Genomic DNA, 26,363 nt, shown 5'->3' with positions numbered 1-26,363 from the left:
AGGAAGCACCATGAGCATCGTCGTCACCGGAGCCACCGGACAGCTTGGCCGCCTCGTCGTCGACGAGCTGCTGAACCGGGTGCCCGCCGAGTCCGTCGCCGCCGTCGTCCGCGACAAGGAGAAGGCGGCCGACCTCGCCGAGCGCGGCGTCGAGCTGCGGATCGCCGACTACAGCAAGCCCGAGACCCTCGCGGGCGCCTTCGAGGCCGGCGACCGGGTGCTGCTCATCTCGGGCAGCGAGGTCGGGCAGCGCGTCGCCCAGCACGCCGCCGTGATCGACGCGGCCAAGGCCGCCGGCGTGGCCCAGCTCGCGTACACCGGCGTCCTCGGCGGGGACGAGGCCGACTTCGACCTGGCCGCGGAGCACAAGGAGACCGAGCGGCTGATCCTCGACTCCGGCCTGCCGTACACCTTCCTGCGCAACGGCTGGTACACCGAGAACTACACCGCGAACCTCGCCCCGGTCCTGGCTCACGGCGCCGTCGTCTCCAACGCGGGCGAGGGCCGGATCGCCTCCGCAGCCCGAGCCGACTACGCCGCCGCCGCGGCCGCCGTGCTGGCCGGACCCGCCGAGGAGCACCTGAACAAGGCGTACGAGCTGAGCGGCGACACCGCCTGGTCCCTCGCCGAGTACGCGGCCGAGGTCGCCGCCCAGACCGGCCAGGAGATCACGTACAGCAACGTGCCGGCCGAGGCGCACCTCGCGATCCTCACCGGCGCCGGGGTCCCGCAGTTCTTCGCCGAGATCCTGGTCGACGTCGACCGGGCCGTCGAACACGGCGCGCTCGCCCTGCAGACCGGCGACCTGACCCGGCTGATCGGCCGCCCGACCACCCCTATCGCGGTGACGATCAAGGAAGCCCTGAACGGTTCCTGACCACCTCCCCCGCATGGTCATGACCGTATAGCGGTACGGACATGACAACCCGCCCCGTGCGGCGCTACCTTCGACAGGACAGCGCGGCACAGGGCGGGAGGTCCGGTGAAGACGGATAACGAGGAACGAGCAGGATTGCTCTACGGGATCGGCGCCTACGGCATGTGGGGTCTGGTCCCGCTCTTCTGGCCCCTCCTCAAGCCCGCCGGGTCCGTCGAGATCCTCGCCCACCGGATGGTCTGGTCCCTGGTCTTCGTCGGCGTCGCCCTGCTCGCGGTGCGCCGCTGGGGCTGGATGCGCGAGCTCGTCCGCAGCCCGCGCAAGCTCGGCCTGATCACCGTCGCCGCCGCCGTCATCACGATCAACTGGGCCCTCTACATCTGGTCCGTCAACACCGGGCACGTCGTCGAGGCGTCCCTGGGCTACTTCATCAACCCGCTCGTCACCATCGCCCTCGGTGTCCTCGTCCTCCAGGAACGACTGCGCCCGGCACAGTGGGCGGCGGTCGGCGTCGGCTTCGCCGCGGTCCTCGTCCTGGCCATCGGATACGGGCAGCCGCCCTGGATCTCCCTGGTCCTGGCCTTCACCTTCGCCGTCTACGGCCTGGTGAAGAAGAAGGTCAACCTCGGCGGCCTGGAGTCGCTCGCCGCCGAGACCGCGATCCAGTTCCTGCCGGCCCTCGGCTATCTCGTCTGGCTCGGCACCCAGGGCGACCTCGCCTTCGGCTCCCACGGCGCGGGCCATACGGCCCTGCTCGCCGCCACCGGCATCGTCACGGCGGTGCCGCTCGTCTGCTTCGGGGCGGCGGCGATCCGCGTACCGCTGTCGACGCTCGGCCTCCTCCAGTACCTGGCGCCGACCCTCCAGTTCCTGCTCGGGGTCCTCTACTTCCACGAGGAGATGCCGCCGGAGCGCTGGGCGGGCTTCTCCCTCGTGTGGCTGGCGCTGACGATCCTCACCTGGGACGCCCTGCGCACGGCCCGCCGGAGCAGAGCGGCGATGGAGGCGGCGAAGGCAACGGCCGAGGCGGCTGCGGCGGAACCCGCGACGCAGACGGGAGCGGGAACGGAGCCGACTCCGGCTCCGGCCCGGCAGGCCCTCTGACGCCGGGCGCGTGACACCGGGCCCCTGACGTCGGGCACCCGACGCCGGACACGTGGCATCGGGCACCTGACGTCGGCACGTGCTGCCGGGCACCTGCCGTCAGGCACCCCGGGCGGTCACGCGTCCAGCAGGTCGTGCTCCCGGATCAGCCAGCAGACCGCCGTCAGGCGCAGGGTCGCGAAGTCGTGGCCGACGGGCGCGGTCCAGTCGACCTCGGTCAGCCAGTCGGTGAACCCGAGGACGTAGTCGGCGAGCTCCTCGCGCCGGACGCTCCGGCCCCGCGACCCCCGCTGGACGGGGATCAGGGCATCACGCACGGCGGCGGCGTGCTGGTCGACGGCAGCCGCAAGCCCCGGCTCGGAGGTCATCTCCGAGAGCCGGGGCATGTACGTGGCGGCGACATCGATCAGCGGGCAGCCGGGCGAATCGTTCATCCCTCCACATTAGGTGCGTACGGGGGCACTCAGGCCGTGACTTTGGTCGCAGCGTCCGGGACCTCCGGGAGGCCTGCGGGGGCACCCGTGGAGACGCCCGCCGGGACCTCCTCGGGTCCGGTCCGCCCGCGCTCCCGTACCCCCGTCGCCGTGATCACCGCGCCGAGCGCGACCATCGCCAGCGGGACGACGAGCGCCGCCCGGAAGCCGTCGAGACCGCCGCCGGCGATGCCGTACACCGCCGTCACCGCCGCGATGCCGACCGCCGAACCGAACTGGGTCGCCGTGGTGAGAAGCCCGCTCGCGAGCCCCTGCTCCTCCTCCGCGATCCCCTCCGTACCGGCGATGGTGAGCGGCCCGTACGCCAGGGCGAAGGCGAGCCCGGTCAGGAGCAGGGTCGGGAACATCGCCGCGTACGACCAGTCCGGGCCGACCGGCAGGAACAGCGCGTACGAGCCGACGGCGAGGACGAAGCCACCGAGGATCACCTTGGCGTTGCCGAACCGGGCCACCAGGCGCGGGGTCAGCGTCGGCGCGAGGACCGCGTCGACGCCCATCACCAGGAGGGCGAGCGCCGTCTGGAGCGACGACCAGCCGCGCAGCTCCTGGAGGTAGAGCGTGGCCATGAACTGGAAGCCGAAGAAGGAGCCGACGAAGAGCAGGGCGCCCAGGTCGGCGCGGATCAGCGAGGCCTTGCGGAGGATGCCGAGACGGACGAGCGGGGTGGTGGCCCGGCGCTCGACGGCGACGAAGACGCCGGCGAGAAGGAGTCCGGCGGCGACGGCGGCGACGGTCACCTGCCACCCGGCGAACCCGTGCTCCAGGCGCACGATGCCGTACGCGAGGAGGAGCATCGCGCCGGCGGCGGTCAGCGCCCCACCGAGGTCGAAGCCGCCCTTCGTCCGGGCCGGGCGGGGCTCCTTCGGGATGAGCCGGAGCGCGGCGGCCAGGATCGCGGCGGCCAGCAGGACCGGGGCGAAGAAGACCCAGCGCCAGCCGAGCTGGGTGAGCAGCCCGCCGATGACGAGCCCGAGCGAGAAGCCGCCGGCGGCGGTGCCGGCGAAGACCAGGAGCGCCTGGTTGCGCTGCGGGCCCTCGGCGTACGAGGTGGTGATGATCGACAGGGCGGCCGGGGTCATGAAGGCGGCGGCGACGCCGGTCACGAAGCGGGCCAGGATCAGGGTCCAGCCCTCGTCGGCGAGGCCGCCGAGGCCGGAGAAGAGCAGGAAGACGGTGAGCCAGCCGAGGAACATCCGGCGCCGCCCGAGGAGGTCGGCGGCGCGGCCGCCGAGGAGGGTGAAGCCGGCGTAGCCGAGGACGTACGCGGACATGACCCAGGCGGCGGTGCCGGTGGTGAGGTCGAGGTCGGCGCGGACGGTGGGGACGGCGACGGCAAGCATGGCGACGTCGATGCCTTCGAGGAAGATCGTCCCGCAGAGGACGAGGAGCAGACTCCAGGCGCGGATGGACACAACTGTCTCCAGGGCAGGGGAGGTTGGGGTTCTGGTCAGCAGGGCCGGTTACCGATCCGGGGGTCGGTTCCCTCTTGTAACCATCTGCATCCTGAGGGATCATCGGGTGCCATGGAAGAAGGCACTTTGAAGTCACCGAGTCACTGCGCGGGAACCTACGGGGACGACGGGGATCCCGACCCCTTCCAGTGGGACACCCGGGAGGACTGCGAGGTACGGCAGATCCTCGACCGCGTCGCCGACAAGTGGTCCCTCCTCGTCATCGCCCTCCTCGACCGCCGCGTCCTGCGCTTCACGGAGCTCAAGCGCGCGATCGACGGCGTCAGTCAGCGCATGCTGACCGTGACCCTGCGTCAGCTGGAGCGCGACGGCCTGGTGAAGCGCACGGTCCACCCGGTGGTCCCGCCCCGCGTCGAGTACGCGCTGACGCCCCTGGGCGCCACCTTGCACACCACGATCCGCTCCCTCGTCACCTGGACCGAGCAGCACCAGAACGAGGTCGCGGCCGCACGGGAGGAGTACGACGCGCGGGAGGCGGCGACGGTGTCCTGAGGATGTGCCGCGGGGAGGGCCACGGACCAGGAAAGGGCCGCGGACGAGGGCAGGCCCATGGACAAGGGCAGGGCCACGGACCAGGGAAGGCCCACGGACAAGGGCAGGGCCACGGATAACCGGTGGTCCTCCCCGGGGACTTCACCCATCCTGAGGTCCATGGAAGAAGAACCGAAGTCGGCCACCGATGAGCCGAAGTACCGCATCCGCGCGCTCCACACCGACCGTACGGTCACCGTCTACCAGGCGTACCGACCCGAGATAGGCCTGCCCGCGGCCCGCGAGGGCCGGTTTCCGGCCACCTGGAAGCGGGACCGGATGACATGGATCAAGCCGTCGTTCCTGTGGATGATGTACCGCTCCGGCTGGGGGACGAAGGAAGGCCAGGAGACCGTCCTCGCCGTGGAGATCACCCGCGAGGGCTTCGAGTGGGCCCTGCGGAACGCCTGCCTCTCCCACTACAAGCGCGGGTTCCACCCCGACCAGGCCGCCTGGAAGCGGCAGTTGAGGGATGCGCCGACGCGCGTCCAGTGGGACCCGGAGCGCGATCCGTACCTCCGGGCCCTCCCGTACCGCTCACTGCAGCTCGGACTCTCGGGCGAGGCTTCTCGTCGGTACGCGGACGAGTGGACGGTGTCGGTCAGCGACGTGACGCCGCTCGCCCACGGCGTGCGCGACCTGGTCCGTTCGGGCGACCTGGACGGCGCACGCCGACTGCTCCCCCACGAGGAGCCGTACCCGGAGCCCACGGGCCTCCTGGACCACCTGCGCGCGCGGAAGACACCGGAGCTCAGGCGGCCGGCGCCGTGACGACCGAGAAGTTGAATGCGCCGGTGCCGAGCATCCCGTAGAGCCGCAGCCACAGTTGTACGAGCTGCTCGGTGGCGCGGGCGCTCGTCAGGTCGCCGAGGTCGAGGATCCGGTCGGGGGCCCAGCCGAAGGAGCCGAGCAGCTCCGCGACGACGGCCTTGGCGTCCTCGTCGTCGCCGCTGAGGAACACGTTGTGGTGTCCGGGGACGCGGCCGGGCTCGACCATGACCGTGTTGGTCATGGTGTTGAGCGTCTTGACGACCCGCGCCTCCGGGAAGGCCTTCTGGAGCTGCTCGGCGACGCTGGCGCCGTCGGGCGTGACGACCTTGGGCGGGAAGCCCTCGGAGAAGTCGAGTGCGTTGGACACGTCGAGAAGGACCTTGCCGCGCAGCCCGTCCGCGCCCACGGACTCCAGAACGGCGAGGGAGACGAGACCGCCGGTCGCGTTCACGACGAGCTCGGCGGGGGCCGCGGCGTCCGCGAAGGTGCCGTGCCCACCGCCGTGCTCACCGGCCCACTTCACGGCCTCGGCGTTGTCGGCGGTACGGGAGCCCATCGTGACCTGGTGCCCGAGCGAGACGAGCTTGGTGGCGAGCCGGCGGCCGACCTCGCCGGTTCCGAGTACCGCGATCTGCATGAGGTGTGCTCCTTCGAAGGGGAGACGGTGGCCCGGAATGCAGACGCTACGCCGTCACGCACGCGCCCGCCGTACCGATACGTCCCACGGCGTCCCCCCTCCGTCCCGCATCACCCTTACGGAGCGGCTCAGACGTCCGACGGGTCCCGAGGCGCGCGCCGCATGGCCCACAGGGTCGGGCCGCCCCCCGGCAGACTCGCCTCGCCGAGGACGACGAAGCCGAAGTGCTCGTAGACGGGGAGGTTGTCCGGCTTGGAGGACTCCAGGTAGACGGGCATGCCTGCCGCGTCGGCCTGGGCGAGGCCGGAGCGCAGCAGCGCGGACCCGTGCCCCTGGCCCCGGGCGGCCGGGTCGGCGCCGATGACCGCGAGGTACCAGTGGGGCTCCGGCGGCGAGTGCTCGGCGGCCGCCTCGACGGCCTCGCGGAACAGTCCGGCGCGGTCACCGAGGATCTCCTGGAGCTCCTGGACGGTCTCCGCGTCGGGAACGGCCTTGTCCTGACCTTCCGGAGCCACCCAGAAGGCGGCGGCGGCGTCGGTGCGCTCGCACACGCCGTGCAGACCGTACTGCCGGGTGAAGAGGGTGGTGAAGTACCGGCCGAGACCGTCCTCGCGCGAGGCGTCGTCGGGGAAGAACCAGCGCATCATCGGGTCGTCGCCGAAGGCGCGGGCCAGGACGCCGCTGACCATCGGGGCGTCGTCGATTATTGCCGTTTTCGGGGTGTTCGACAGAGGCATACGGTTCATTCTGCACCTCTGATGATCTTGAGCGGCGAGGGGGGTACCTCCTCGCCGGACAGTACGACGACCCCCGCCCACAGGGGCGGAGGCCGCTTCGTGCTTCTCCGCGGCGGCTGGTGGGGCCCTGGGGGTGGGCCGGGTGTGTGAGCGTCGGGTGGGACCGCCCTCTTTCCGAGAGTCGCTCCTTCCGGTGGTGCGTCAAGGGCGCTCCTTCGTCGCGTCGGCTTCGCCGATTCCGCTGTGCTCCACCCTTGACCCACCGCCTCCAGGAGCGAGAACACTCTCGGAGGGCGGTCCGGGGGGCGGAGTCCACGCCGGGGCCCGGGCAGTATCCGGGGCGGGAGGGCGTGTGCCGGGCCGGTGGGTGGGGGCTTGGTTCGCGGCGGGGGTGGGTGGAGATCTTCCGGCGGTCGGTGGTGCGCGGGAGTTGAATGGGGCAGCTGGGCTGCGCTCAGCGACTGCCGGAGTGGCTCGGGGCGGGGCTTCAGGCCCCGCTGGTCACTCCCGGAGGGTGGAAAGCGTGGATACGGCGTGGATAACCCTGCATTTCTCCGAGAAGCAGGCCACGAGCACCCTCTCAAAAGGGGTGAATCACCCTCTCCGTCCCGAGTTACTGCAGGAAACCTCCCGGCAGTGCCCCCCGACCACCCACCAACAGCGACCAGCGGGGCCTGAAGCCCGACCAACCCACCGCCGCAACCCGCCAAGCAAGGCCCAGCTGCCCCATTCAACAACCGCGCACCCCCAACCCACCGAACTGCACCCACCCACCCCCGCCGCAAACCAAGCCCCCACCCACCGACCGGCCAGCCGCCCCCCGACCCCGGATACTGCCCGGACAGTCCGCGTAGGCCACGCCCCCGGCCGCCCTCCGAGTGTGAAAAGGCGGCCTCCGCCGCCGGGTCAAGGGTGGAGCGCAGCGAAATCGGCGAAGCCGACGCGACGAAGGAGCGCCCTTGACGCGGCGGTGGAGGACGCCACACTCGGAAAGAGGGCGGCCGCACCCGCACCCCACCCGAAACCCCCACACCCAGCACCTCAGCACCTCAGCACCTCAGTAGCGACACGCCCCCTAAAAGGCAGTCGAAGGCCGCAGCCGAGCCTCCTACGATCATGCTCATGGCGACCTTCGTTCACCTCACCCCCGCCGCCAACGCCGCCCGCGTCCGTCGTGCCGGCCTCAAGGCCGCCGGGCACGCCGAGTGGCGTGGGGTGTTCCTCTTCCCCGTCCTTCCCTCGTACACCCTCACCCACCAATGGCTGCGCGAGCTGTCCCGCCGCCCCGGGCCCCGTGGGCTCGTCGCCGTGCACGTACGGCTGCCCGACGGCGAGCCCGTGACCGTCGGGCGGTACAGCGATCGGGAGCCCTCGCGCGTGTCGGCCGCCGAGGCCGTGCGGCGGGTTTCCGTGACCGCCGACTCCCGGGGCTGGGAGGTGTTCCTGCCGCGCTCCGTCGCGCGCGGCGAGGTCCGGCGCATCCGGCCCGTACGACAGGTCAACGGATGGCGCTACCGGCCCGACGCCCACGGCACACCGCCCTGCCTCTGTTACGGGTGCCGGGACCGCGGCGGCTACGGCGTCCGCCGGCTCGGTGAGCGGCGGCCGCATCCGCTCGACGGGCCGCCGCCCGCCCCCCGGGTGCTGCTCGCCCGGATCGAGGCGGCGGAGGCGCGGAACGACACGGCGGCGCTGCGCGAGGCGCTCCACTGGTACGGGATGCGGCGGCGCGGGCCGCTGGCCCGCCTCGCTCACCTCGCCCGGCATGCCGACCCGGCCGTCCGGATCTCCCTCGTCGAGGCCGTGGCGTATTGGTCGACCCCCGGAGTCAACGTGCTGCTACGGGAGTTGGGGCGCGACTCCGATCCCGGCGTGCGGGAGACCGTCGCGGATGCGCTTGTTCGGTGAGCGAACGCGCCTGACCGGTTTCCGCTCTTGACGCGGAGTCAAAATCTCACTGAACATTCAGCACGCACAACAGAACAACTGAACACCCAGACAACTGAACACCGCACACGCACTCGCACAGCTCCAGCGCCTCGTGGCACCCAAGCCCGAGGCGTCTCGCACGTTCCGTCCCATCCCCGTTCGGAATCCGGAGCCCCCACACATGAACATCTCCGTGCCCAGACGTGTCACCGCGGTCGCCGCTCTCGCGGCGCTCGCCCTCGCCGGTCTCACCGGCACCACCGCCTCGGCCAACCCGGCCGCGGCCGCCGCCGCACCCGACATCCCGCTGGCCAACGTCAAGCAGCACTTGACGGACCTCCAGTCGATCGCCACCGCCAACGGCGGCAACCGCGCCCATGGCCGTACCGGCTACAAGGCGTCGATCGACTTCGTGAAGGCGAAGCTGGACGCCGCCGGATACACCACCACCCTCCAGACGTTCACCTCCAGCGGCGCGACCGGCTACAACCTGATAGCCGACTGGCCCGGTGGCGACCCGAACCAGGTCCTGATGGCCGGTTCGCACCTCGACTCGGTGACCTCGGGTCCCGGCATCAACGACAACGGCTCGGGCTCCGCGGCCGTCCTGGAGACCGCGCTCGCCGTGGCCCGCGCGGGCTACCAGCCCTCCAAGCACCTGCGTTTCGGCTGGTGGGGCGCGGAGGAGCTCGGGCTGATCGGCTCGAAGTACTACGTCAACAACCTGCCGACCGCCGAGCGCGCGAAGGTCAAGGGCTACCTGAACTTCGACATGATCGGCTCGCCCAACCCGGGCTACTTCGTCTACGACGACGACCCGACCATCGAGAAGACCTTCAAGGACTACTTCGCGGGCCTCGGCATCTCCACGGAGATCGAGACCGAGGGTGACGGCCGCTCCGACCACGCCCCGTTCAAGAACGTGGGCATCCCGGTCGGCGGTCTCTTCACCGGCGCCGACTACACCAAGACGGCGGCCCAGGCGCAGAAGTGGGGCGGCACCTCCGGTCAGGCCTTCGACCGCTGCTACCACTCGTCCTGCGACACGACGTCGAACATCAACGACACCGCTCTCGACCGCAACAGCGACGCGATCGCGCACGCGATCTGGACGCTGTCCGGTACGACCACGACGCCGCCCACCGGCACGGTCTTCGAGAACACGGCCGACGTGTCCGTCCCGGACAACGGCGCCGCGGTGACCTCCACGGTCAACGTCACCGGCATCACGGGCAACGCGCCCAGCAACCTCTCGGTCGGCGTGGACATCGTCCACACCTACCGCGGTGACCTCGTCGTCGACCTCGTCGCCCCGGACGGATCGGTCTACAGCCTGTCCAACCGGTCCGGCGGCAGCGCCGACAACATCGTCCAGACCTTCACCGTGAACGCCTCCACCGAGGTCGCGAACGGCGCCTGGAAGCTCCGCGTCCAGGACAAGGCCTCGGTCGACACGGGCTACATCAGCGGCTTCAAGCTGACTTTCCCGTAGGAAACACAGAGCTCCCGGGTGGGTCGGTGAACATCGCCCCCGACCCGCCCGGGGTCCCAATCCCCCGTGAACGCCGACTACTTGTCGGCGTTCGCCGCGTTCACCAGCGCGTCCTTCGTCACCGCGCCGACGTAGACCTTGCCGTCGTCGGTGAGGAGCGCGTTCACGATCTTCGTCTTGAAGACGGTGCCCGAGCCGAACTTGCCGGTGACCTTGTCGCCGAGGGAGTCCAGGAGCCCCTGGAACTCCTTCGGCGCTTCGTCGGTCTTGGGCGCCGGCGCCCCGCTGTCGATCTTCGCGATCGTCGTCCAGCCCTCGCCGATGACGTTCACGCCGCCCTTGTCGGAGCCGGCGCCGAGACCGAAGGCGTCCCCGAGGCCCCCGGGCAGCTCGTCGCCGAACGGGTTCTCCTTCGCGCCGTCGGCCTCCTCGGCGGCCTTCTCCGCCGCGCCCTCGGTCACCTTCGCGCCCTCCGGCGCCTTGAAGGTGAAGTCGGAGGCCGCCGGCTTCGAGAAGTCGACCTTCGTGAAGCCCGCGTCGACGACGGGCTTGCCGCCCTCGACCGAGGCGAGGGTGAACTTCAGCGGGGTGCCGTTCGCCGCGTCCACCGCGATCTTCACCGACTCGACCGTCGAACCGGCCTGCTTCGGCTTGATCACCAGCTGGTACGCGTCCCGGCCGGCCACCTTCGCCGTGCCGTCGACGGTGATCGACGTGGTGTCGCCGGCCGCCTTCAGGACCTCGTCCGCGAGCTGCTTGGGCGTGCCCGGGAGTTCCTTGCCCTTCGGGACCTCGTGCGCGTCCGGGGCGTCGGTGCCCGCCGGGGCCTTCTCGTGGAAGACCTCGTTGGACTTGCTGTCGTACGCCCAGACGTCGTTGCCGTTGTGGATCAGGCTGTACTCGTCGGAGCCGTCGAGCAGCGTCAGCTTCTGGCGCTCGGGGCCGTCCGCCGCGATCCGCAGGGTGTGGCTGCCGGAGATGAGCTCCGTGAGCTTCTCCGAGGGGTCGACCGACGAACCGCCGCCCGCGCCGCCGCCGATGCCGCCCAGGGCGGACGTCAGGCCGTCGAGGGGCAGCCCCAGGTCGGTGGAGATCCTGAACGTGCCGGACAGGGTCTGGGTGTCCGAGGCGGCGATCTTCTCGATGAGCTGCTGGGCCGTGATCTCCGGCAGGTCAGGGTCGCCGGACGCCGCCAGCGCCGGGACAAGGCCGATGGTCGCTGCGGCCACTCCGGCCACCGCGACCGGGACGATGAACCGGCTCGCCTTACGGGTCTCTGCCATGATCTCCCCTACCTCCGTGCCCTCTGCGGGCCCTCTTTGGTCGATGTCTCCATCTCACCAAAGGGGAGGTGCGGAAGCGTCAGCCCCGGGGATCAACCTCACGTACTGCTTCGGGATGACCCGACCCTGAGACCGCCTGGCCCGTACGGGGGACCCGAACGGGCCGCGGTGGACGCGGAAGGCATCGGCCCGCCCCCGTGGACCACCGCGCGGAAGGCCTCACGCGGAAGGCATCAGCCCACCCGGTGAACCACCGCGCGGAAGGCGTCAGCCCGCCCGGTGGACCACCGCGTCGCACATCTCCGCCAGCGCCGCCTTCGCGTACCCGTCCGGCAGCGGCGCCAGCATCGCCCGCGCCTCCTCCGCGTACCGCACGGTGTCCCGTCGGGCCTGCTCCAGGGCCGGGTGGGCGCGCAGCCTGCGCAGGACCTCGGCGTGCCGGGTGTCGTCGCTCAGGTCGCCGTCGGCGAGCTCGACGAGCTCCAGGTCCTCGGGGCGCCCGTGCGCGGCTGCCGCGGCCCGCAGGTGCAGGACGGGCAGGGTCGGGATGCCCTCGCGCAGGTCGGTGCCGGGGGTCTTGCCGGACTCGTGGGAGTCGGAGGCGATGTCGAGGACGTCGTCGGCGAGCTGGAAGGCGACGCCGAGCCTCTCGCCGTACTGGGTGAGGGTATCGACGATGCTCTCGTCGGCGCCGGACATCATGGCGCCGAAGCGGCAGGAGACGGCGACGAGGGAGCCGGTCTTGCCGCTGAGGACGTCGAGGTAGTGGTCGACGGGGTCGCGGCCCTCGCTGGGACCGGCGGTCTCCAGGATCTGGCCGGTGACGAGCCGTTCGAACGCCTCGGACTGGATGCGTACGGCCTCGGGACCGAGGTCCGCGAGTGTGTGCGAGGCGCGGGCGAAGAGGAAGTCACCCGTGAGGACGGCGATCGAGTTGCCCCAGCGGGTGTTGGCGCTGTCGACGCCGCGCCGGACGTCGGCCTCGTCCATGACGTCGTCGTGGTACAGCGTGGCCAGGTGGGTGAGCTCGACGACGACGGCGGAGGGCACGATGCCCGGCGCGTAGGGGTCGCCGAACTGGGCGGCGAGCATCACGAGCAGGGGGCGGAATCGCTTGCCACCGGCCAGGACCAGGTGCTGCGCGGCCTCCGTGATGAAGGGGACATCGCTCTTGGTGGCGTCGAGGAGGCCCGCCTCCACAGCCGCCAACCCGGTCTGGACATCGGCCTCAAGAGCCTGGTCCCGCACGCTAAGACCGAACGGCCCGACGACGGTCACGAGGGGGTCTCCTGTCTGCTGACGCCTGCTGACGTTCCCACGAATCGTTCACACGGATTACTGACGATCACATGGATTGTCGATGTGTCGCTCGATTCACTCAAGCCAGCGTATCCGGTCACCTTTCGATCACCGTGGGCGCCTTCCCGTCACCCCCGGTATGTTCGGGATCAGCTCATACGACCAGGAGTAGCCGTTTTGTCCCGAACAACGATCGACACCGATACGAACGGCGAGCAGCCTCCCCCCGAGGACGACCACGCCTTCCTCGGGCATCCACGGGGTCTGCTGACCCTCTCAGGCCTGGAGGTCTGGGAGCGGTTCTCGTTCCTCGGCATGCAGGCGATCCTCGTCCTCTACTTCGCGGCAGCCGTCTCCGACGGCGGTCTCGGCATGTCGTCGGGCACCGCCGCCTCGGTCTCGGCCGCGTACGGCACCCTCGTCTACCTGGTCTCGGTGGCCGGCGGCTGGCTCGCCGACCGCATCCTCGGCTCGTACCGCGCGGTCCTCTGGGGCGGCATCCTGATCGCCTGCGGTCACTACGCGATGGCCGTGCCGACCGCCGGGATGACCTGGGTGGGCCTCGGTCTGATCAGCGCGGGCACCGGACTGCTCAAGCCGAACGTGGCGACCATGGTCGGCAAGCTGTACCGGACGGACGACGACCGCCGGGACGCCGGTTTCGCGCTCTACTACATGGCGATCAACATCGGCGCCTTCGCCGGTCCGCTGATCACCGGCTGGCTCGCCGACCACAAGGGCTACCACTGGGGCTTCTCGGCCGCCGCGCTCGGCATGACGCTCGGGCTGATCCAGTACGTGGCCGGCCGCCGTCACCTGGCCGGCCGCAAGCACTCCGCCGAGTTCGCGCTCGCCCCCGAAGCCATGCGGCGGGCGGTCCGGCTGATGATCGGCGGCACGGTCGTCGTGGCCGTGGTCGCCACGGGCCTCGCGCTCGCGGGCTGGCTGACCATGGACCGGTTCGTGGACGTGCTGACCGTGATCTCGGTGATCGCGCCGGTCGTCTACTTCTGGGTGATGTTCACCAGCCCCCGGGTCACGGCGGAGGAGCGTGGCCGCCTCAAGCCGTACATCGTGCTGTTCCTGGCCTCGGTCGTCTTCAACTTCATCCTCTTCCAGGCGTACTCGACGATGATCCTGCTGGCGTCCACCAACGCCCGTACGACCATCCTCGGCTTCGACTTCCCGGCGAGCTGGTACGCCTCCGCCCTCGGCGCCTTCGAGGTGGCCCTGGCGCCCGTCGTGGCCGCCGTCTGGGCCCGGATGGGGCACAAACAGCCGCACGCCTCCAACAAGATCGCGTTCGGTGTGATCCTCGGCGGTCTGTCGTTCCTCCTGATGGTCCTGCCGACCTCCGGTCACGCCGACGACACGTACCAGATGGCCGCCTGGTGGATCGTCGGCTCGTACCTGCTGCTCGGCCTCGGTGACGTACTCCTGGAGACCTCCGGGATGTCCGCCACCAGCAAGCTCGCCCCGAAGGCCTTCTCCAGCCAGACGATGTCGCTCTGGTTCCTCTCCCTCGCACTCGCCAACGGCATCCAGGCGCAGACCGTGAAGCTCTACGACGAGGTCTCCAAGCCCGTCTACTTCGGCGTGAACGGAGCCGTGGCCGTCGCCGTCGGCCTCGTCGTGATCGCCCTGGCGCCCTGGCTGCGCCGCACCATGCACCCCGTCCACTAGGGAGCCGAGATGAAGATCCGTACCGACTTCCCGTACGAGACCCGCCACGAGGACATCCGCATCCCGCTGCCGGACGGAACCCAGCTGTACGCGCGCGTGTGGCGGCCGCTCACCGACGAGCCCGTACCGGCGCTCCTGGAGTACCTGCCGTACCGGCTCACCGACTGGACCGCGCCCCGCGACTGGCAGCGCCACCCCTGGTACGCGGGCCACGGCTACGCCTCCGTACGGGTCGACGTCCGCGGCCACGGCAACAGCGAGGGCCTGCCAGGCGACGAGTACGACCCGGTCGAGCTCGCCGACGGCGTGGCCGTCGTGAACTGGCTCGCCGAGCAGCCCTGGTGCACCGGCAAGGTCGGCATGTTCGGCATCTCCTGGGGCGGCTTCAACTCGCTCCAGGTCGCCGCGCTCGCCCCCGAGCCGCTCAAGGCGATCGTCACCGTCTGCTCCACCGACGACCGCTACGACAACGACGTCCACTACATGGGCGGCTCGGTGCTCGCCGTGGACATGCACGCCTGGGCCGCCACCATGCTCGCCTTCGTCTGCCGCCCGCCCGACCCGCAGTACGTGGGCGAGGAGTGGCGCGCGATGTGGCTGAAGCGCCTGGAGGCCGTGGAACCGTTCCTGCACACCTGGCTCTCCCACCAGACCCGCGACGCGTACTGGCGGCACGGCAGCGTCTGCGAGGACTACGGCGCGATCCGGGCCGCCGTCCTCGCCGTCGGCGGCTGGCACGACCCGTACCGGGACACCGTCCTGCGGCTCGCCCAGCACCTCCCCCAGGACCGGGTGCGCGGCATCATCGGCCCCTGGTCGCACCAGTACCCGGACCGCGGCCTGCCGCCGGGGCCCGCGATCGGCTTCCTCCAGGAGACCCTGCGCTGGTGGGACCACCATCTCAAGGACGTCGACAACGACGTGATGGCCGAGCCGCTGCTCCGCTCCTGGATCAGCGACTCGCACCTGCCGGCCACGGTGTACGAGGAGCTGCCGGGCCGCTGGGTCACCGACCCCTCCTGGCCCTCCCCGAACGTCACCCCCGTCAGGTACGCCTTCCAGGGCGTGCCCGTCGTGGTCGACTCGCCGCAGCAGACCGGGCTCGACGCGGGCCGCTTCTTCCCCTTCGGCAACGACGCCGACCTGCCGCCCGACCAGCGCGACGAGGACGCCCACTCGGCCTGCTTCGACTTCCCGGTCCCGGAGGACGGCGGCCCCGTCGAGATCCTCGGCCGCCCGTCGGTGAGCCTCGCCCTGCGCACGGCCGCCCCGACCGGGCAGGTCATCGCCCGGCTCTGCGACATCGCCCCCGACGGCTCCTCCACGCTCGTCACCCGGGGCGTGCTGAACTTCTCCGCCCGCTACGGCCGCGACCGGGCCGTGGAGGCCCAGATCGGCGAGACGGAGAGCTTTGCCTTCGACCTGAACGGCATCGGCCACGCCTTCGCGCCCGGCCACCGGGTGCGTCTCGCGGTCTCCTCCACGTACTGGCCGTGGATCTGGCCGCAGCCGGACGCGGCGGGCTTCACTCTCGACCCGGCGGGCTCCTCGCTGACCCTGCCGGTGCGCCGCCCCACCGAGGACGCCGTCCAATGGGACGAGCCGGAGCAGTCGGAGCCGCTCGGCGTGGTCTACCCGCGCACCCTGGAGGAGCCCCGCCCGGAGCGGGTGGTGGTCAGGGACGTGGCGAAGGGCGAGTGGACCCTGGAGGTCGACCCGAAGTACGGCGGTACGCGCGTGTACCCGGACGGCCTGGAGTTCACCGAGGACGCCGTGGAGACTTACACGATCGACGAGAGCGGCCCGCTGTCCGCCCGCACGAACTCGGAATGGACGATCCGGCTGCACCGCCCGGAGCTGGCCTGGGACGTCACGGTCGACACCCGCTCGGAGATCACCTGCGACGCGGACACCTTCCTCGCCGTGAACGAGGTGGTGTGCAAGGAGGGCGGCGAGGTCGTCTTCCACCGGACGTGGGAGAAGACGATCCCCCGTACGGCGGGCTGACAGCACGCCGTACGGGGGACCGGGAAGGAGCTACGTCTGGTTACGCGTCGGCGCCGGCCTTGCGGCGGCGGGCGACGACCAGCGCGCCGGCACCGAGGGCGACGGCCACACCGGCGGCGAGGCCGATCTGGGCGACGTTGTCGTTCGCGCCGGTGGCGGCGAGGCTGCCGTTCACGGGGGTGTTCGACGAGCCGCCCTGCTGGGTGGTGTTGTCGTTGCCACCGGTGGTGGGCGCCGGGGTGGGCGTCGCGGTGGTCTCCGACGGGGTCGGCTTCGGCTCGGGCTTGTCGGACTTGGCCGCGAGGATGTCGAACTCGGTCTGCGCGAACTGCTCGCCGATGCCGCAGTCACCGTCGTTGTTGTCGTACGCGCCGACGCTGAAGGCCACACCCTTGCCCGCGGGGGCGTCGGCGGCGACCGTGAGGCGGAGCTTCACGTCGTAGTGGCCGCCCTTGACGAGCTTGCCGACCTCGATGGAGTCGAACTCCTCGGTGAACGAGGTCCACTCCAGGTTGTCGGCGGAGGACCACTCGACGGGGATGATCCGCTCGGCGAAGTCCGTCTCCTCGTCGATGAGCTCACCGGGCGCGGGGAGACGCACGGCGTCGACGTAGGCCTCGACGCCCTCCAGGGTCCGCTCGGAGGTGTTGCTCACGCGCAGCGAGAAGTAGGCGCTCTTGCCGGCGGTGACCGTCTTCGGGCCGCTCAGCGCGACCTTGATCGAGGGGTCCTCCTTGCAGTCGCCGCCGATCTCCTCGAAGAAGGCCAGCTCTTCCTTGGCCTCGTCGAGCTTCTCGGCGGCTGCCTTCTTCACCTTCTGGGCGAGGCCGATCACCGTGGAGGCGGCGACCTCAGCATCCGAGAGGTCCGTCGAGGCCTTCTTCAGCTTCTCGTCGGCGGCGGTCTTGGCCGTGGCGGCCTCGGTGGCGGCGGTCTGCGCGGCGGTGACGGCAGCGGCGGCGGCCGTCTTCTGCTCCTCGGTGGCGTCGACGGGAGGCTCGGCCAGGGCCTTCTCGGCCTTCTTGAGCTCTTCGTCGGCGGCGTTCTTGGCCGTGGCGGCCGCGTCGGCGGTCTTCTTGGCGTCGGTGACGGCGAGCTGGAGCGGGTGGTCGGGCTTGTCGTAGGCCTTCAGAGCCGCCATGGCCTTGTCGAGGACGACGACGGCCTCGTCGTACTCCTTCTGCGCCAGCGCGACGGCCGCCTTCAGCTCCTCGAGCGACGGCATGTCCTCGTCGGGGTCTTCCTCACCCGACGTGGCCTTCTGCGTCGACGAGGGCGTCGGCTTCGTGTCGGCGAAGGCGGGCGCGGCCGAGAGGAACACGACCGGGGTGGTCACGGCGGCGGCCACGGCGGTCGCAAGGATGCGGCGAATCTTCACAGGCGGGACCTTTTTCCTGGTCAGGGAGAGGTGAAAGAAAGCGGGCACGTGCCTGCGGCAACCTCACGCGGCTCGATACCACCGTGATCGTATGGCCGGGAACAGCCCTTCGCGAGACCTGTTTTCGCAGCTGGGCGCCGGGGCGGACACCCGCCGGGGACATAAACCGCACGAAGTCGGACAGTTGCCTACGGAGGCCGCACTTTCTGTGTGATCCATGTCATCCGCGCCCGACGGCCCGCCCCGTAACGTGTCCCCCACACACGTGGAAAGCGAGGCACGCACCGATGTCCGAGCACAGCCCGCTCGACCTGGCCGAGGGCGATCCCTTCGGCCCGCACAACCTCCCGTACGGCGTCTTCTCCACCGCCGACGAGCCCGACCGGCGCCGGCTCGGCGTCCGGATCGGCGGGCACGTGCTGGACGCGGGTGCCGCGGCGCACGCGCTCGGCTCCCCGTACGCGGCGCTCCTCGACCGGCCCAGCCTCAACCCGCTGCTCGCGGCCGGGCGGACCGCCTGGCGTGACGTCCGCCGGGCGCTCACGGCCTGGGTGACGGTGCCCGCGCACCGGGCGGACGTCGAGCCGCTGCTGCACCCGCTCGACGAGGTGACGCTGCACCTGCCGTACGAGGTCGCGGACTACGTCGACTTCTACGCGAGCGAGCACCACGCGACGAACGTGGGCCGGATCTTCCGCCCCGACGGCGACGCGTTGACCCCCAACTGGAAGCACCTGCCGATCGGTTACCACGGTCGCGCGGGCACGGTCGTGGTCTCCGGCACCGACGTCGTACGCCCTTCGGGGCAGCGCAAGGCCCCGACGGACCCGGCGCCGGTCTTCGGCCCCTCCGTCAAGCTGGACATCGAGGCGGAGGTCGGCTTCCTGGTCGGCGCCCCGTCGGAGCTGGGGAAGCCGGTCGCGCTCAACGACTTCCGGGAGCACGTCTTCGGTCTGGCGCTGCTCAACGACTGGTCGGCTCGGGACGTGCAGGCCTGGGAGTACGTGCCGCTGGGCCCGTTCCTCGGCAAGTCGTTCCAGACCTCGGTGTCGGCGTGGGTGACGCCCCTGGAGGCGCTGGACGCCGCCCGGACCGCCCCGCCGGCGCGGGACTTCCCGCTGCTCCCGTACCTGGACGACGCGGCCGAGGAGGAGCCCGGCGGCTTCGACGTGCGGATCACGGTGGAGATCAACGGCGAGCTCGTGGCCGAGCCGCCGTTCTCCACCATGTACTGGACGGCCGCCCAGCAGCTCGCCCACATGACGGTGAACGGCGCCTCGCTGCGCACGGGTGACCTGTACGGCTCCGGGACGGTCTCCGGGCCCGAGGTGAACCAGCGCGGTTCGCTCCTGGAGCTCACCTGGAACGGCCGCGACGCGATCGAACTCGCCGGTGGCAAGCGGACGTTCCTGGAGGACGGCGACGAGGTCGTCATGACGGCCTGGGCTCCGGGCCCGGACGGCACGCGGGTGGGACTGGGCGAGGTCCGGGGCCGGATCGTTCCCTCGGCCTGATTACAGGGCCCGCCAGAGCGCGGGGACGTTCGGCGGCTCCCAGCCGGCCTGGCCCGTGTGTGCCTGCAGGCACACATAGGCCGGGCCGCCGTACGTGACCCTGTCCCCCGCCCGGTAGGTGGTCCCGACGGCCCAACTGCCGCCGGGCGGCGCGGTCGTGGCCGTGGCCGTCGGGCTCGGGCCGGGGTCCTGCGGCACGTTCAGCACGAAGTCGAAGGCCGCCTCCTTGGCGGCGCCCGCGTCCCGGACGTTCATGAGGAGCCGGGCGTCGAAGATGCTGTCGGTGTTGTTGCGGGGCTCGCCCGGGAAGTACAGCTGGGTGGTGAGCACCGGGCGCCCGGGCGCCTGCACCTTGACGTGGAGGTGCCGGGTGCGGCCCGGGTAGAGGCCGGGCACGATCGTGCTGAGCCTGAAGGCGCCCTGCGCATCGGTGAATTGGTGCCCGCGGAACCGGAAGCCGGTGTTGTCGTAGGCACCGTTGGTGTCGGCCTGCCAGAAGTCGAGCAGGGCGCCGGCTATCGGCCGGCAGGCGAGTCCGAAGACATAGCCGCTCACGGTCAGCCGGACACCTGCTGTTCCGGATTCCAACAGACTTGTCCGCAAGGGTGAGTTGGGCTTGAAGTACGGGCCCTCGGTCTGCGGCACAGTGGGGTCGTCGCCGTCGTCGCACTCCGGGGTGAGCGCGGGCGCCGTCTCGCCGGTGGTGAGGGTACGGGCGAGCGCCGGTACGCCCATGAGCACCGCGGGCGCCGCGATGCCGGCCGCGAGCGCGGCCCGCAGCACCGCCTTACGGGTGACGTGCCCGGTACTGGTCTCGTTGTCCATGCCTGCCTGCTCCTCGCGTGGGGGCTGAGGGGGGGGTCGACAACGAACCTAGGCGGGGACGCCGCCGTCTTCGATGGACGGATCGCGGCGGTCGTGGTGTTTTCGGAAGTCCCCCGGGCTGAGCCCCGTCTCGCGGCGGAAGAAGCGGCAGAAGTAGGCGGGATCGTCGAAGCCGACCCGGGCCGCGACCTGACGGATCGACAGACATGTTCCTACCAGCAGGCGTTGGGCCTCCCGGGAGCGGGTCTCCCGCAGCAGCGTGCCGGGGGTGCGGCCGGTGGCGGCGCGGACGGCCTCGGCGAGGTAGCCCGGGGTGACGCCGATCAGCTCGGCGCACTCCCGTACGGACCGGCCTTCCGTCCCGGTACGGGCGAGCAGGCGGGCGAACTCCTCGGCGACGGCCGCGGGCCTTCCCGGCGGGGGCGCGAGCCTGCCGGGGCCGCGCAGTCTCGCCGTACGGACCAGGAGGACGTGCAGCAGGGAGCGCAGGACGGTCGCGAAGCCGTCGGCGCCGTGTCCGTACTCCTCGATGAGTTCGGCCATCAGGCGGCCGGTACGCGTGTGCGTGGGCCCGTCGAGGGTGAGCCAGGGCCGCTCGCCGAGGCGGCGCAGGAGGTCCCGGTCGCCGGGGTGGTCGAGGAGGAAGTCCTCGGTGAAGAGGACGACACTGCCGTCCAGGCCCCGGGCGTCCTCCCAGTGGTGCAGTTGCCCGGGCAGGATGAGCCCCAGGTGGGGAGGGTGGAGATCCCAGCGGGCGAGGTCCACGACGTGGGTCCCGGTCCCGGCGGTGACGTGCACGATCTCGTAGAAGGTGTGCCGGTGCGGGAAGGCGGCGCGGGACATGGAGCCGATGGTGTCGAAGGTTCCGGCGGCGAAGGGCACCTGGTCGGGGAGCCGGACCTCCAGACGGTGCATGGGCGGGTCGCCGGCTCTCGGGGCGGTGCAGGGGGTCCCCCGTAACGCGGTGGTGTCGCTCATCGTGCCGCTTCTCCCTCCTGAGCGGACAGGCCGGGTGGTACAGACCATTGAGGCGCTTCACACGATGGCACGGACACCTCCGATGGGTCACCCCCGCGTGCGGCACCCCCTTCCGAGGAGCGCTTCACGGCACGCGTAGGCACCCCGGGTACGCCGAAGGGCCCGGCTCGCCCCCGAGCCGGGCCCCTCGCGTGCGTGACCGGCGCTACCGGACGAACACGCTCGCCTGGTTCGCCAGGTCCAGGAAGTACTGCGGCGCCACGCCGAGCACCAGCGTGACCACCACACCCGCCGCGATCGTGACGGTCGTCAGGGCCGAGGGAACGGCGACCGTGGGGCCGTCCGCCTTCGGCTCGCTGAAGAACATGAGCACGATCACCCGGATGTAGAAGAACGCGGCGATCGCCGAGGAGATCACACCGACCACGACGAGCGCGCCCGCGCCGCCGTCCGCCGCCGCCTTGAAGACCGCGAACTTCCCGGAGAAGCCGGACGTCAGCGGGATGCCGGCGAAGGCGAGCAGGAAGACCGCGAAGACCGCCGCGACGAGCGGCGAACGGCGCCCGAGACCGGCCCACTTGGAGAGGTGGGTGGCCTCGCCGCCCGCGTCCCTGACCAGCGTGACGACGGCGAACGCGCCGATCGTCACGAAGGAGTAGGCGCCCAGGTAGAAGAGGACGGACGAGATTCCGCTCGGCGTGGCCGCGATGACACCGGCGAGCAGGAAGCCCGCGTGCGCGATCGACGAGTACGCCAGGAGCCGCTTGATGTCGGTCTGGGTGATGGCGACGATCGCACCGCCCAGCATGGTGACGATGGCGACGCCCCACATGACCGGCCGCCAGTCCCAGGTGAGGCCCGGCAGCACCACGTACAGCAGGCGGAGCAGCGCGCCGAACGCGGCGACCTTGGTCGCGGCGGCCATGAAGCCGGTGACCGGGGTCGGGGCGCCCTGGTAGACGTCCGGGGTCCACATGTGGAACGGCACGGCGCCGACCTTGAAGAGGAGACCCGTGAGGACCATCGCGAAGCCGATGAGCAGCAGGGCGTCGTTGCCCATGGTGTCGGCGAGCGCCGGATTCACGGAGGCGATCGAGCCGTCGACGACCTGGGCGATGGTGGCGTACGAGACGGAGCCCGCGTAGCCGTAGAGCAGGGCGATCCCGAAGAGCAGGAAGGCCGAGGAGAAGGCGCCGAGCAGGAAGTACTTGACGGCCGCCTCCTGCGACATCAGCCGCTTGCGGCGGGCGACGGCGCAGAGCAGGTACAGCGGGAGGGAGAAGACCTCCAGGGCGACGAAGAGCGTCAGGAGGTCGTTGGCCGCCGGGAAGACGAGCATGCCGGCGATGGCGAAGAGGGCGAGCGGGAAGACCTCGGTGGTGGTGAACCCGGCCTTGACGGCGGCCTTCTCCTGGTCGCTGCCGGGGACGGCGGCGGCCTCGGCGGCGAAGGAGTCGACCTTGTGGCCGTGGTCGGCCGGGTCGAGCCTGCGCTCGGCGAAGGTGAAGATCGCCACGATGGAGGCGAGGAGAATGGTGCCCTGGAGGAAGAGGGCGGGCCCGTCGACGGCGATGGCGCCCATGGCCGCGATGTGGGCCTTGGTGGAGCCGTAACCACCGGCCGCCAGGCCGACGATGGCGGCGAAGGCGGCGACGAGCGCCACGACGCTGAGGAACACCTGGCTGTAGTAGCGGCCCTTGCGGGGCACGAAGGCCTCGACCAGGACGCTGACGATCGCGGCACCGAGCACGATGAGTACGGGCGAGAGCTGGACGTACTCGATGTGGGGTGCCGGGATCTTGTTCAGTGGCTCGGCAGCAGTCGTCCACAGGCTGTGGACAGAGGATGCGACGGCGGATGTGCTCACTTGGCCGCCTCCACGTTCTGAATAGGCACAGCGGGGACGGGGTCCTTCTGCTGTACGTCGGACATGGTGTGCTGCACGGCCGGGTTGACGACGTCCGTCAGCGGCTTCGGGAAGACCCCGAGGAAGATCAGGACGGCGATCAGCGGGACGACCACCGCCAGTTCACGCACCCGCAGGTCGGGCAGCTCCCGCACCTCCTCCTTCACCGGCCCGGTCATCGTCCGCTGGTACAGGACGAGGGTGTAGAGCGCGGCGAGGACGATGCCGGTGGTGGCGATGACACCGGCCACCGGGTAGCGCGCGTACGTGCCGACCAGCACGAGGAACTCGCTGACGAACGGGGCGAGTCCAGGCAGCGACAGGGTCGCGAGGCCGCCGATCAGGAACGTGCCGGCGAGCACCGGGGCGACCTTCTGCACACCGCCGTAGTCGGCGATGAGCCGCGAGCCGCGCCGGGAGATCAGGAACCCGGCGACGAGCATCAGCGCGGCCGTCGAGATGCCGTGGTTGACCATGTAGAGCGTGGCCCCGGACTGGCCCTGGGTGGTCATCGCGAAGATGCCCAGGATGATGAAGCCGAAGTGCGAGATCGACGCGTAGGCGACCAGGCGCTTGATGTCCCGCTGGCCGACGGCGAGCAGCGCCCCGTAGACGATGCTGATGAGGGCGAGGACGACGATCGCGGGGGTGGCCCACTTCGAGGCCTCGGGGAAGAGCCCGAGACAGAAGCGGAGCATCGCGAAGGTGCCGACCTTGTCGACGACGGCGGTGATGAGGACGGCGACCGGGGCGGTCGCCTCCCCCATCGCGTTCGGCAGCCAGGTGTGGAGCGGCCAGAGCGGCGCCTTCACCGCGAAGGCGAAGAAGAAGCCGAGGAACAGCCAGCGCTCGGTGCTGGTCGCCATCTCCAGGGAGCCGTTGGCGCGCGCCTCGGCGATCTCCGTGAGCGAGAAGTTCCCCGCGACCACGTAGAGCCCGATCACGGCGGCCAGCATGATGAGGCCGCCGACCAGGTTGTAGAGGAGGAACTTGACGGCCGCGTACGAGCGCTGGGCCGCCGCGTTCTCGTCGGAGCCCGCGTGGGCGCGGTCGCCGAAGCCGCCGATGAGGAAGTACATCGGGATGAGCATGGCTTCGAACAGGATGTAGAAGAGGAAGACGTCGGTGGCCTCGAAGGAGAGGATCACCATCGCCTCGACCATGAGGATCAGGGCGAAGAAGCCCTGGGTGGGGCGCCACCGCTTGGAGGACGTCTCCAGGGGGTCGGCGTCGTGCCAGCCGGCGAGCACGATGAACGGGATCAGCAGCGCGGTGAGCGCGATGAGCGCGACCCCGATGCCGTCGACCCCGAGCTCGTAGCGAACCCCGAAGTCCTTGATCCAGGAGTGCGATTCGGTCATCTGGTACCGCTCGCCGCCGGGCTCGAACCGTACGAAGACGACGGCGGCGAGCACGAGCGTGGCGAGCGAGACCAGCAGCGCCAGCCACTTGGCGGCGGTGCGGCGGGCGGCGGGGACGGCGGCGGTGAGGATCGCACCGACCGCCGGAACCGCTGCCGTCACCGTAAGGAGCGGGAATGACATGGTGGTTACACCGCCCTCATCAGCAGGGTCGCGGCGATCAGCACCGCCGTACCTCCGAACATGGAGACCGCGTACGAGCGGGCGTAGCCGTTCTGGAGCTTGCGCAGCCGGCCGGAGAGTCCGCCGACGGAGGCCGCGGTGCCGTTGACCACGCCGTCGACCAGGGAGTGGTCGACGTAGACGAGCGAGCGGGTCAGGTGGGTGCCGCCGCGGACGAAGACGGCGTGGTTGAAGTCGTCCTGGAGGAGGTCGCGGCGGGCGGCCCGGGTGAGCAGCGAGCCGCGCGGGGCGACGACCGGGACGGGCTTGCGCCCGTACTGGAGGTACGCGAGGCCGACGCCGATCACCATGACGGCGACGGTGGCGGTGGTGACGGTGGCGGCGCTGAGCGGCGAGTGGCCGTGAGCGAAGCCGGTGACCGGCTCCAGCCATTCGACGAACCCGGCGAACTCGAAGTAGGCGCCTGCGGCGACCGAGCCGACGGCGAGCAGGACCATGGGGATGACCATGGACTTGGGCGACTCGTGCGGGTGCGGCGGGTTGCCGTTCTCGTCGTTCTGCCAGCGCTTCTCGCCGAAGAAGGTCATGAGCATCACGCGGGTCATGTAGTACGCGGTGATGGCCGCGCCGAGCAGGGTGACCGAGCCGAGGATCCAGCCCTCGGTGCCGCCCTTGGCGAAGGCCGCCTCGATGATCTTGTCCTTGGAGAAGAAGCCGGACAGGCCGGGGAAGCCGATGATCGCGAGGTAGCCGAGGCCGAAGGTGATGAAGGTGACCGGCATGTACTTCCGCAGGCCGCCGTACTTTCGCATGTCGACCTCGTCGTTCATGCCGTGCATGACCGAACCGGCACCGAGGAACAGCCCGGCCTTGAAGAAGCCGTGGGTCACCAGGTGCATGATCGCGAAGACGTAGCCGATGGGGCCGAGGCCGGCGGCCAGGATCATGTAGCCGATCTGCGACATCGTCGAGCCGGCGAGAGCCTTCTTGATGTCGTCCTTGGCGCAACCGACGATCGCACCGAAGAGGAGCGTGACCGCGCCCACGACGGTGACGACGAGCTGGGCGTCCGGGGCGGCGTTGAAGATGTCGGCGGAGCGGACGATCAGATAGACACCGGCGGTCACCATCGTGGCCGCGTGGATGAGGGCCGAGACCGGGGTCGGGCCCTCCATCGCGTCCCCGAGCCAGGACTGCAGCGGCACCTGGGCCGACTTGCCGCAGGCGGCGAGGAGCAGCATCAGACCGATCGCGGTCAGCTTGCCCTCGCCCGTCTCGCCGGTCGCCCCGAGCACCGGGCCGAAGGTGAAGGTGCCGTAGGTGGTGAACATGATCATGATGGCGATGGACAGGCCCATGTCGCCGACCCGGTTGACCAGGAAGGCCTTCTTGGCGGCGGTGGCCGCGGCGGGCTTGTGCTGCCAGAAGCCGATCAGGAGGAACGAGGCGAGGCCGACGCCCTCCCAGCCGAAGTACAGGAGCAGGTAGTTGTCGGCGAGGACGAGCAGGAGCATCGCCGCGACGAACAGGTTGAGGTAGCCGAAGAAGCGGCGGCGGCGCTCGTCGTGCTCCATGTATCCGATGGAGTAGACGTGGATGAGCGTGCCGACCCCGCTGATCAGCAGGACGAAGGTCATCGACAACTGGTCGAGCTGGAAGGCGATGTCCGCCTGGAAGCCCTCGACGGGGATCCAGGTGTAGAGCCGCTGGAACAGGGCCCGGTCGTCGGCGCTCTTGCCGAGCATGTCGGCGAAGAGCGCCAGGCCGATGGCGAAGGAGACGGCCGCGAACAGCGTGCCGATCCAGTGCCCGACCTTGTCGAGCCGCCGTCCGCCGCAGAGCAGGACAACCGCGCCGAGCAGGGGTGCCCCGACGAGCAGCGCAATGAGATTTTCCACGGTC

At 70.7% G+C, this 26,363-nt stretch carries 21 protein-coding genes; 9 read left to right on the top strand and 12 right to left on the bottom strand.

Going from position 1 to position 26,363, the window contains the following annotated elements; all coding sequences use genetic code 11:
- Window positions 1-10: 10 nt before the first annotated feature.
- Entirely contained in the window at window positions 11-877 is an 867-nt protein-coding gene (locus OG462_RS25820) for an NAD(P)H-binding protein (RefSeq protein ID WP_406061145.1), read from the top strand.
- Window positions 878-982: 105 nt separating this feature from the next.
- Complete coding sequence (rarD, locus tag OG462_RS25815; protein ID WP_406061144.1) at window positions 983-1,981, top strand: EamA family transporter RarD; 999 nt, start codon at window positions 983-985, stop codon at window positions 1,979-1,981.
- Window positions 1,982-2,097: 116 nt separating this feature from the next.
- On the opposite strand, the gene OG462_RS25810 is transcribed toward rarD, so the two are convergent.
- Together OG462_RS25810 and OG462_RS25805 are read right to left on the bottom strand one after the other, a co-directional pair.
- The gene (locus tag OG462_RS25810; protein ID WP_406061142.1) at window positions 2,098-2,415 is read right to left on the bottom strand and encodes a DUF6401 family natural product biosynthesis protein; all 318 of its coding nucleotides are present in this window, start codon (window positions 2,413-2,415) and stop codon (window positions 2,098-2,100) included.
- 29 nt (window positions 2,416-2,444) lie between these two features.
- Window positions 2,445-3,887: an MFS transporter gene (locus OG462_RS25805; protein WP_406061141.1), complete on the bottom strand. Its 1,443-nt coding sequence runs from the start codon at window positions 3,885-3,887 to the stop codon at window positions 2,445-2,447.
- Window positions 3,888-3,998: 111 nt separating this feature from the next.
- Between OG462_RS25805 and OG462_RS25800 the strand changes: the two genes are divergently transcribed.
- Both OG462_RS25800 and OG462_RS25795 read left to right on the top strand, forming a co-directional pair.
- Entirely contained in the window at window positions 3,999-4,439 is a 441-nt protein-coding gene (locus OG462_RS25800) for a winged helix-turn-helix transcriptional regulator (RefSeq protein WP_406061139.1), read from the top strand.
- A gap of 159 nt (window positions 4,440-4,598) precedes the next feature.
- A complete protein-coding gene (locus OG462_RS25795) occupies window positions 4,599-5,249 on the top strand; it encodes a DUF4291 domain-containing protein (protein WP_406061138.1) in 651 nt (216 codons plus the stop codon).
- Here the strand turns inward: OG462_RS25795 and OG462_RS25790 are convergent.
- Both OG462_RS25790 and OG462_RS25785 read right to left on the bottom strand, forming a co-directional pair.
- Window positions 5,230-5,886 carry an NADPH-dependent F420 reductase gene (locus OG462_RS25790; protein WP_406061136.1) on the bottom strand — a complete coding sequence of 219 codons (657 nt, stop codon included), beginning with the start codon at window positions 5,884-5,886 and terminating at the stop codon, window positions 5,230-5,232. The genes OG462_RS25795 and OG462_RS25790 overlap by 20 nt on opposite strands.
- Before the next feature lie 128 nt (window positions 5,887-6,014).
- Window positions 6,015-6,632: a GNAT family N-acetyltransferase gene (locus tag OG462_RS25785; RefSeq protein WP_406061134.1), complete on the bottom strand. Its 618-nt coding sequence runs from the start codon at window positions 6,630-6,632 to the stop codon at window positions 6,015-6,017.
- Between the two features lie 1,113 nt (window positions 6,633-7,745).
- On the opposite strand from OG462_RS25785, the gene OG462_RS25780 reads away from it, so the two are divergent.
- Both OG462_RS25780 and OG462_RS25775 read left to right on the top strand, forming a co-directional pair.
- The gene (locus tag OG462_RS25780) at window positions 7,746-8,531 is read left to right on the top strand and encodes a HEAT repeat domain-containing protein (protein WP_406061132.1); all 786 of its coding nucleotides are present in this window, start codon (window positions 7,746-7,748) and stop codon (window positions 8,529-8,531) included.
- A gap of 202 nt (window positions 8,532-8,733) precedes the next feature.
- Window positions 8,734-10,044: a M28 family peptidase gene (locus OG462_RS25775; protein WP_406061131.1), complete on the top strand. Its 1,311-nt coding sequence runs from the start codon at window positions 8,734-8,736 to the stop codon at window positions 10,042-10,044.
- Between the two features lie 77 nt (window positions 10,045-10,121).
- Here the strand turns inward: OG462_RS25775 and OG462_RS25770 are convergent, their stop codons facing one another.
- Both OG462_RS25770 and OG462_RS25765 read right to left on the bottom strand, forming a co-directional pair.
- Window positions 10,122-11,327 (bottom strand): LolA family protein, encoded by a 1,206-nt coding sequence (locus tag OG462_RS25770; protein ID WP_406061129.1) that lies wholly within the window; start codon window positions 11,325-11,327, stop codon window positions 10,122-10,124.
- A gap of 267 nt (window positions 11,328-11,594) precedes the next feature.
- Entirely contained in the window at window positions 11,595-12,605 is a 1,011-nt protein-coding gene (locus OG462_RS25765; RefSeq protein WP_406061127.1) for a polyprenyl synthetase family protein, read from the bottom strand.
- 198 nt (window positions 12,606-12,803) lie between these two features.
- Between OG462_RS25765 and OG462_RS25760 the strand changes: the two genes are divergently transcribed.
- Together OG462_RS25760 and OG462_RS25755 are read left to right on the top strand one after the other, a co-directional pair.
- A complete protein-coding gene (locus OG462_RS25760) occupies window positions 12,804-14,309 on the top strand; it encodes a peptide MFS transporter (RefSeq protein WP_406061125.1) in 1,506 nt (501 codons plus the stop codon).
- 9 nt (window positions 14,310-14,318) lie between these two features.
- Window positions 14,319-16,316 (top strand): CocE/NonD family hydrolase, encoded by a 1,998-nt coding sequence (locus OG462_RS25755; RefSeq protein WP_406061123.1) that lies wholly within the window; start codon window positions 14,319-14,321, stop codon window positions 16,314-16,316.
- A 40-nt stretch (window positions 16,317-16,356) separates the two neighbouring features.
- Here the strand turns inward: OG462_RS25755 and OG462_RS25750 are convergent, their stop codons facing one another.
- A complete protein-coding gene (locus OG462_RS25750; RefSeq protein WP_406061121.1) occupies window positions 16,357-17,694 on the bottom strand; it encodes a peptidase in 1,338 nt (445 codons plus the stop codon).
- Window positions 17,695-17,981: 287 nt separating this feature from the next.
- On the opposite strand from OG462_RS25750, the gene fahA reads away from it, so the two are divergent.
- A complete protein-coding gene (gene fahA, locus OG462_RS25745) occupies window positions 17,982-19,208 on the top strand; it encodes a fumarylacetoacetase (protein ID WP_406061119.1) in 1,227 nt (408 codons plus the stop codon).
- On the opposite strand, the gene OG462_RS25740 is transcribed toward fahA, so the two are convergent.
- The 5 genes from OG462_RS25740 to nuoL form a co-directional block, all read right to left on the bottom strand.
- Window positions 19,209-20,033 (bottom strand): carbohydrate-binding protein, encoded by an 825-nt coding sequence (locus OG462_RS25740; RefSeq protein WP_406061118.1) that lies wholly within the window; start codon window positions 20,031-20,033, stop codon window positions 19,209-19,211.
- A gap of 48 nt (window positions 20,034-20,081) precedes the next feature.
- On the bottom strand, window positions 20,082-21,011 hold the full coding sequence (locus tag OG462_RS25735; RefSeq protein WP_406061116.1) for a helix-turn-helix domain-containing protein: 930 nt from the start codon (window positions 21,009-21,011) through the stop codon (window positions 20,082-20,084).
- Between the two features lie 205 nt (window positions 21,012-21,216).
- Complete coding sequence (gene nuoN / locus OG462_RS25730; protein WP_406061114.1) at window positions 21,217-22,878, bottom strand: NADH-quinone oxidoreductase subunit NuoN; 1,662 nt, start codon at window positions 22,876-22,878, stop codon at window positions 21,217-21,219.
- Window positions 22,875-24,461 (bottom strand): NADH-quinone oxidoreductase subunit M, encoded by a 1,587-nt coding sequence (locus tag OG462_RS25725; RefSeq protein ID WP_406061113.1) that lies wholly within the window; start codon window positions 24,459-24,461, stop codon window positions 22,875-22,877. The genes nuoN and OG462_RS25725 overlap by 4 nt, the downstream gene beginning before the upstream one ends.
- 5 nt (window positions 24,462-24,466) lie before the next feature.
- Entirely contained in the window at window positions 24,467-26,359 is a 1,893-nt protein-coding gene (nuoL, locus tag OG462_RS25720; protein WP_406061111.1) for an NADH-quinone oxidoreductase subunit L, read from the bottom strand.
- Between the last annotated feature and the right edge of the window lie 4 nt (window positions 26,360-26,363).

This window comes from Streptomyces sp. NBC_01077 (assembly GCF_045162855.1).
Lineage (GTDB): Bacteria > Actinomycetota > Actinomycetes > Streptomycetales > Streptomycetaceae > Streptomyces.
The sequence above is the reverse complement of the archived record's forward strand: the minus strand, read 5'-3'. Positions and strand labels throughout refer to the sequence as shown.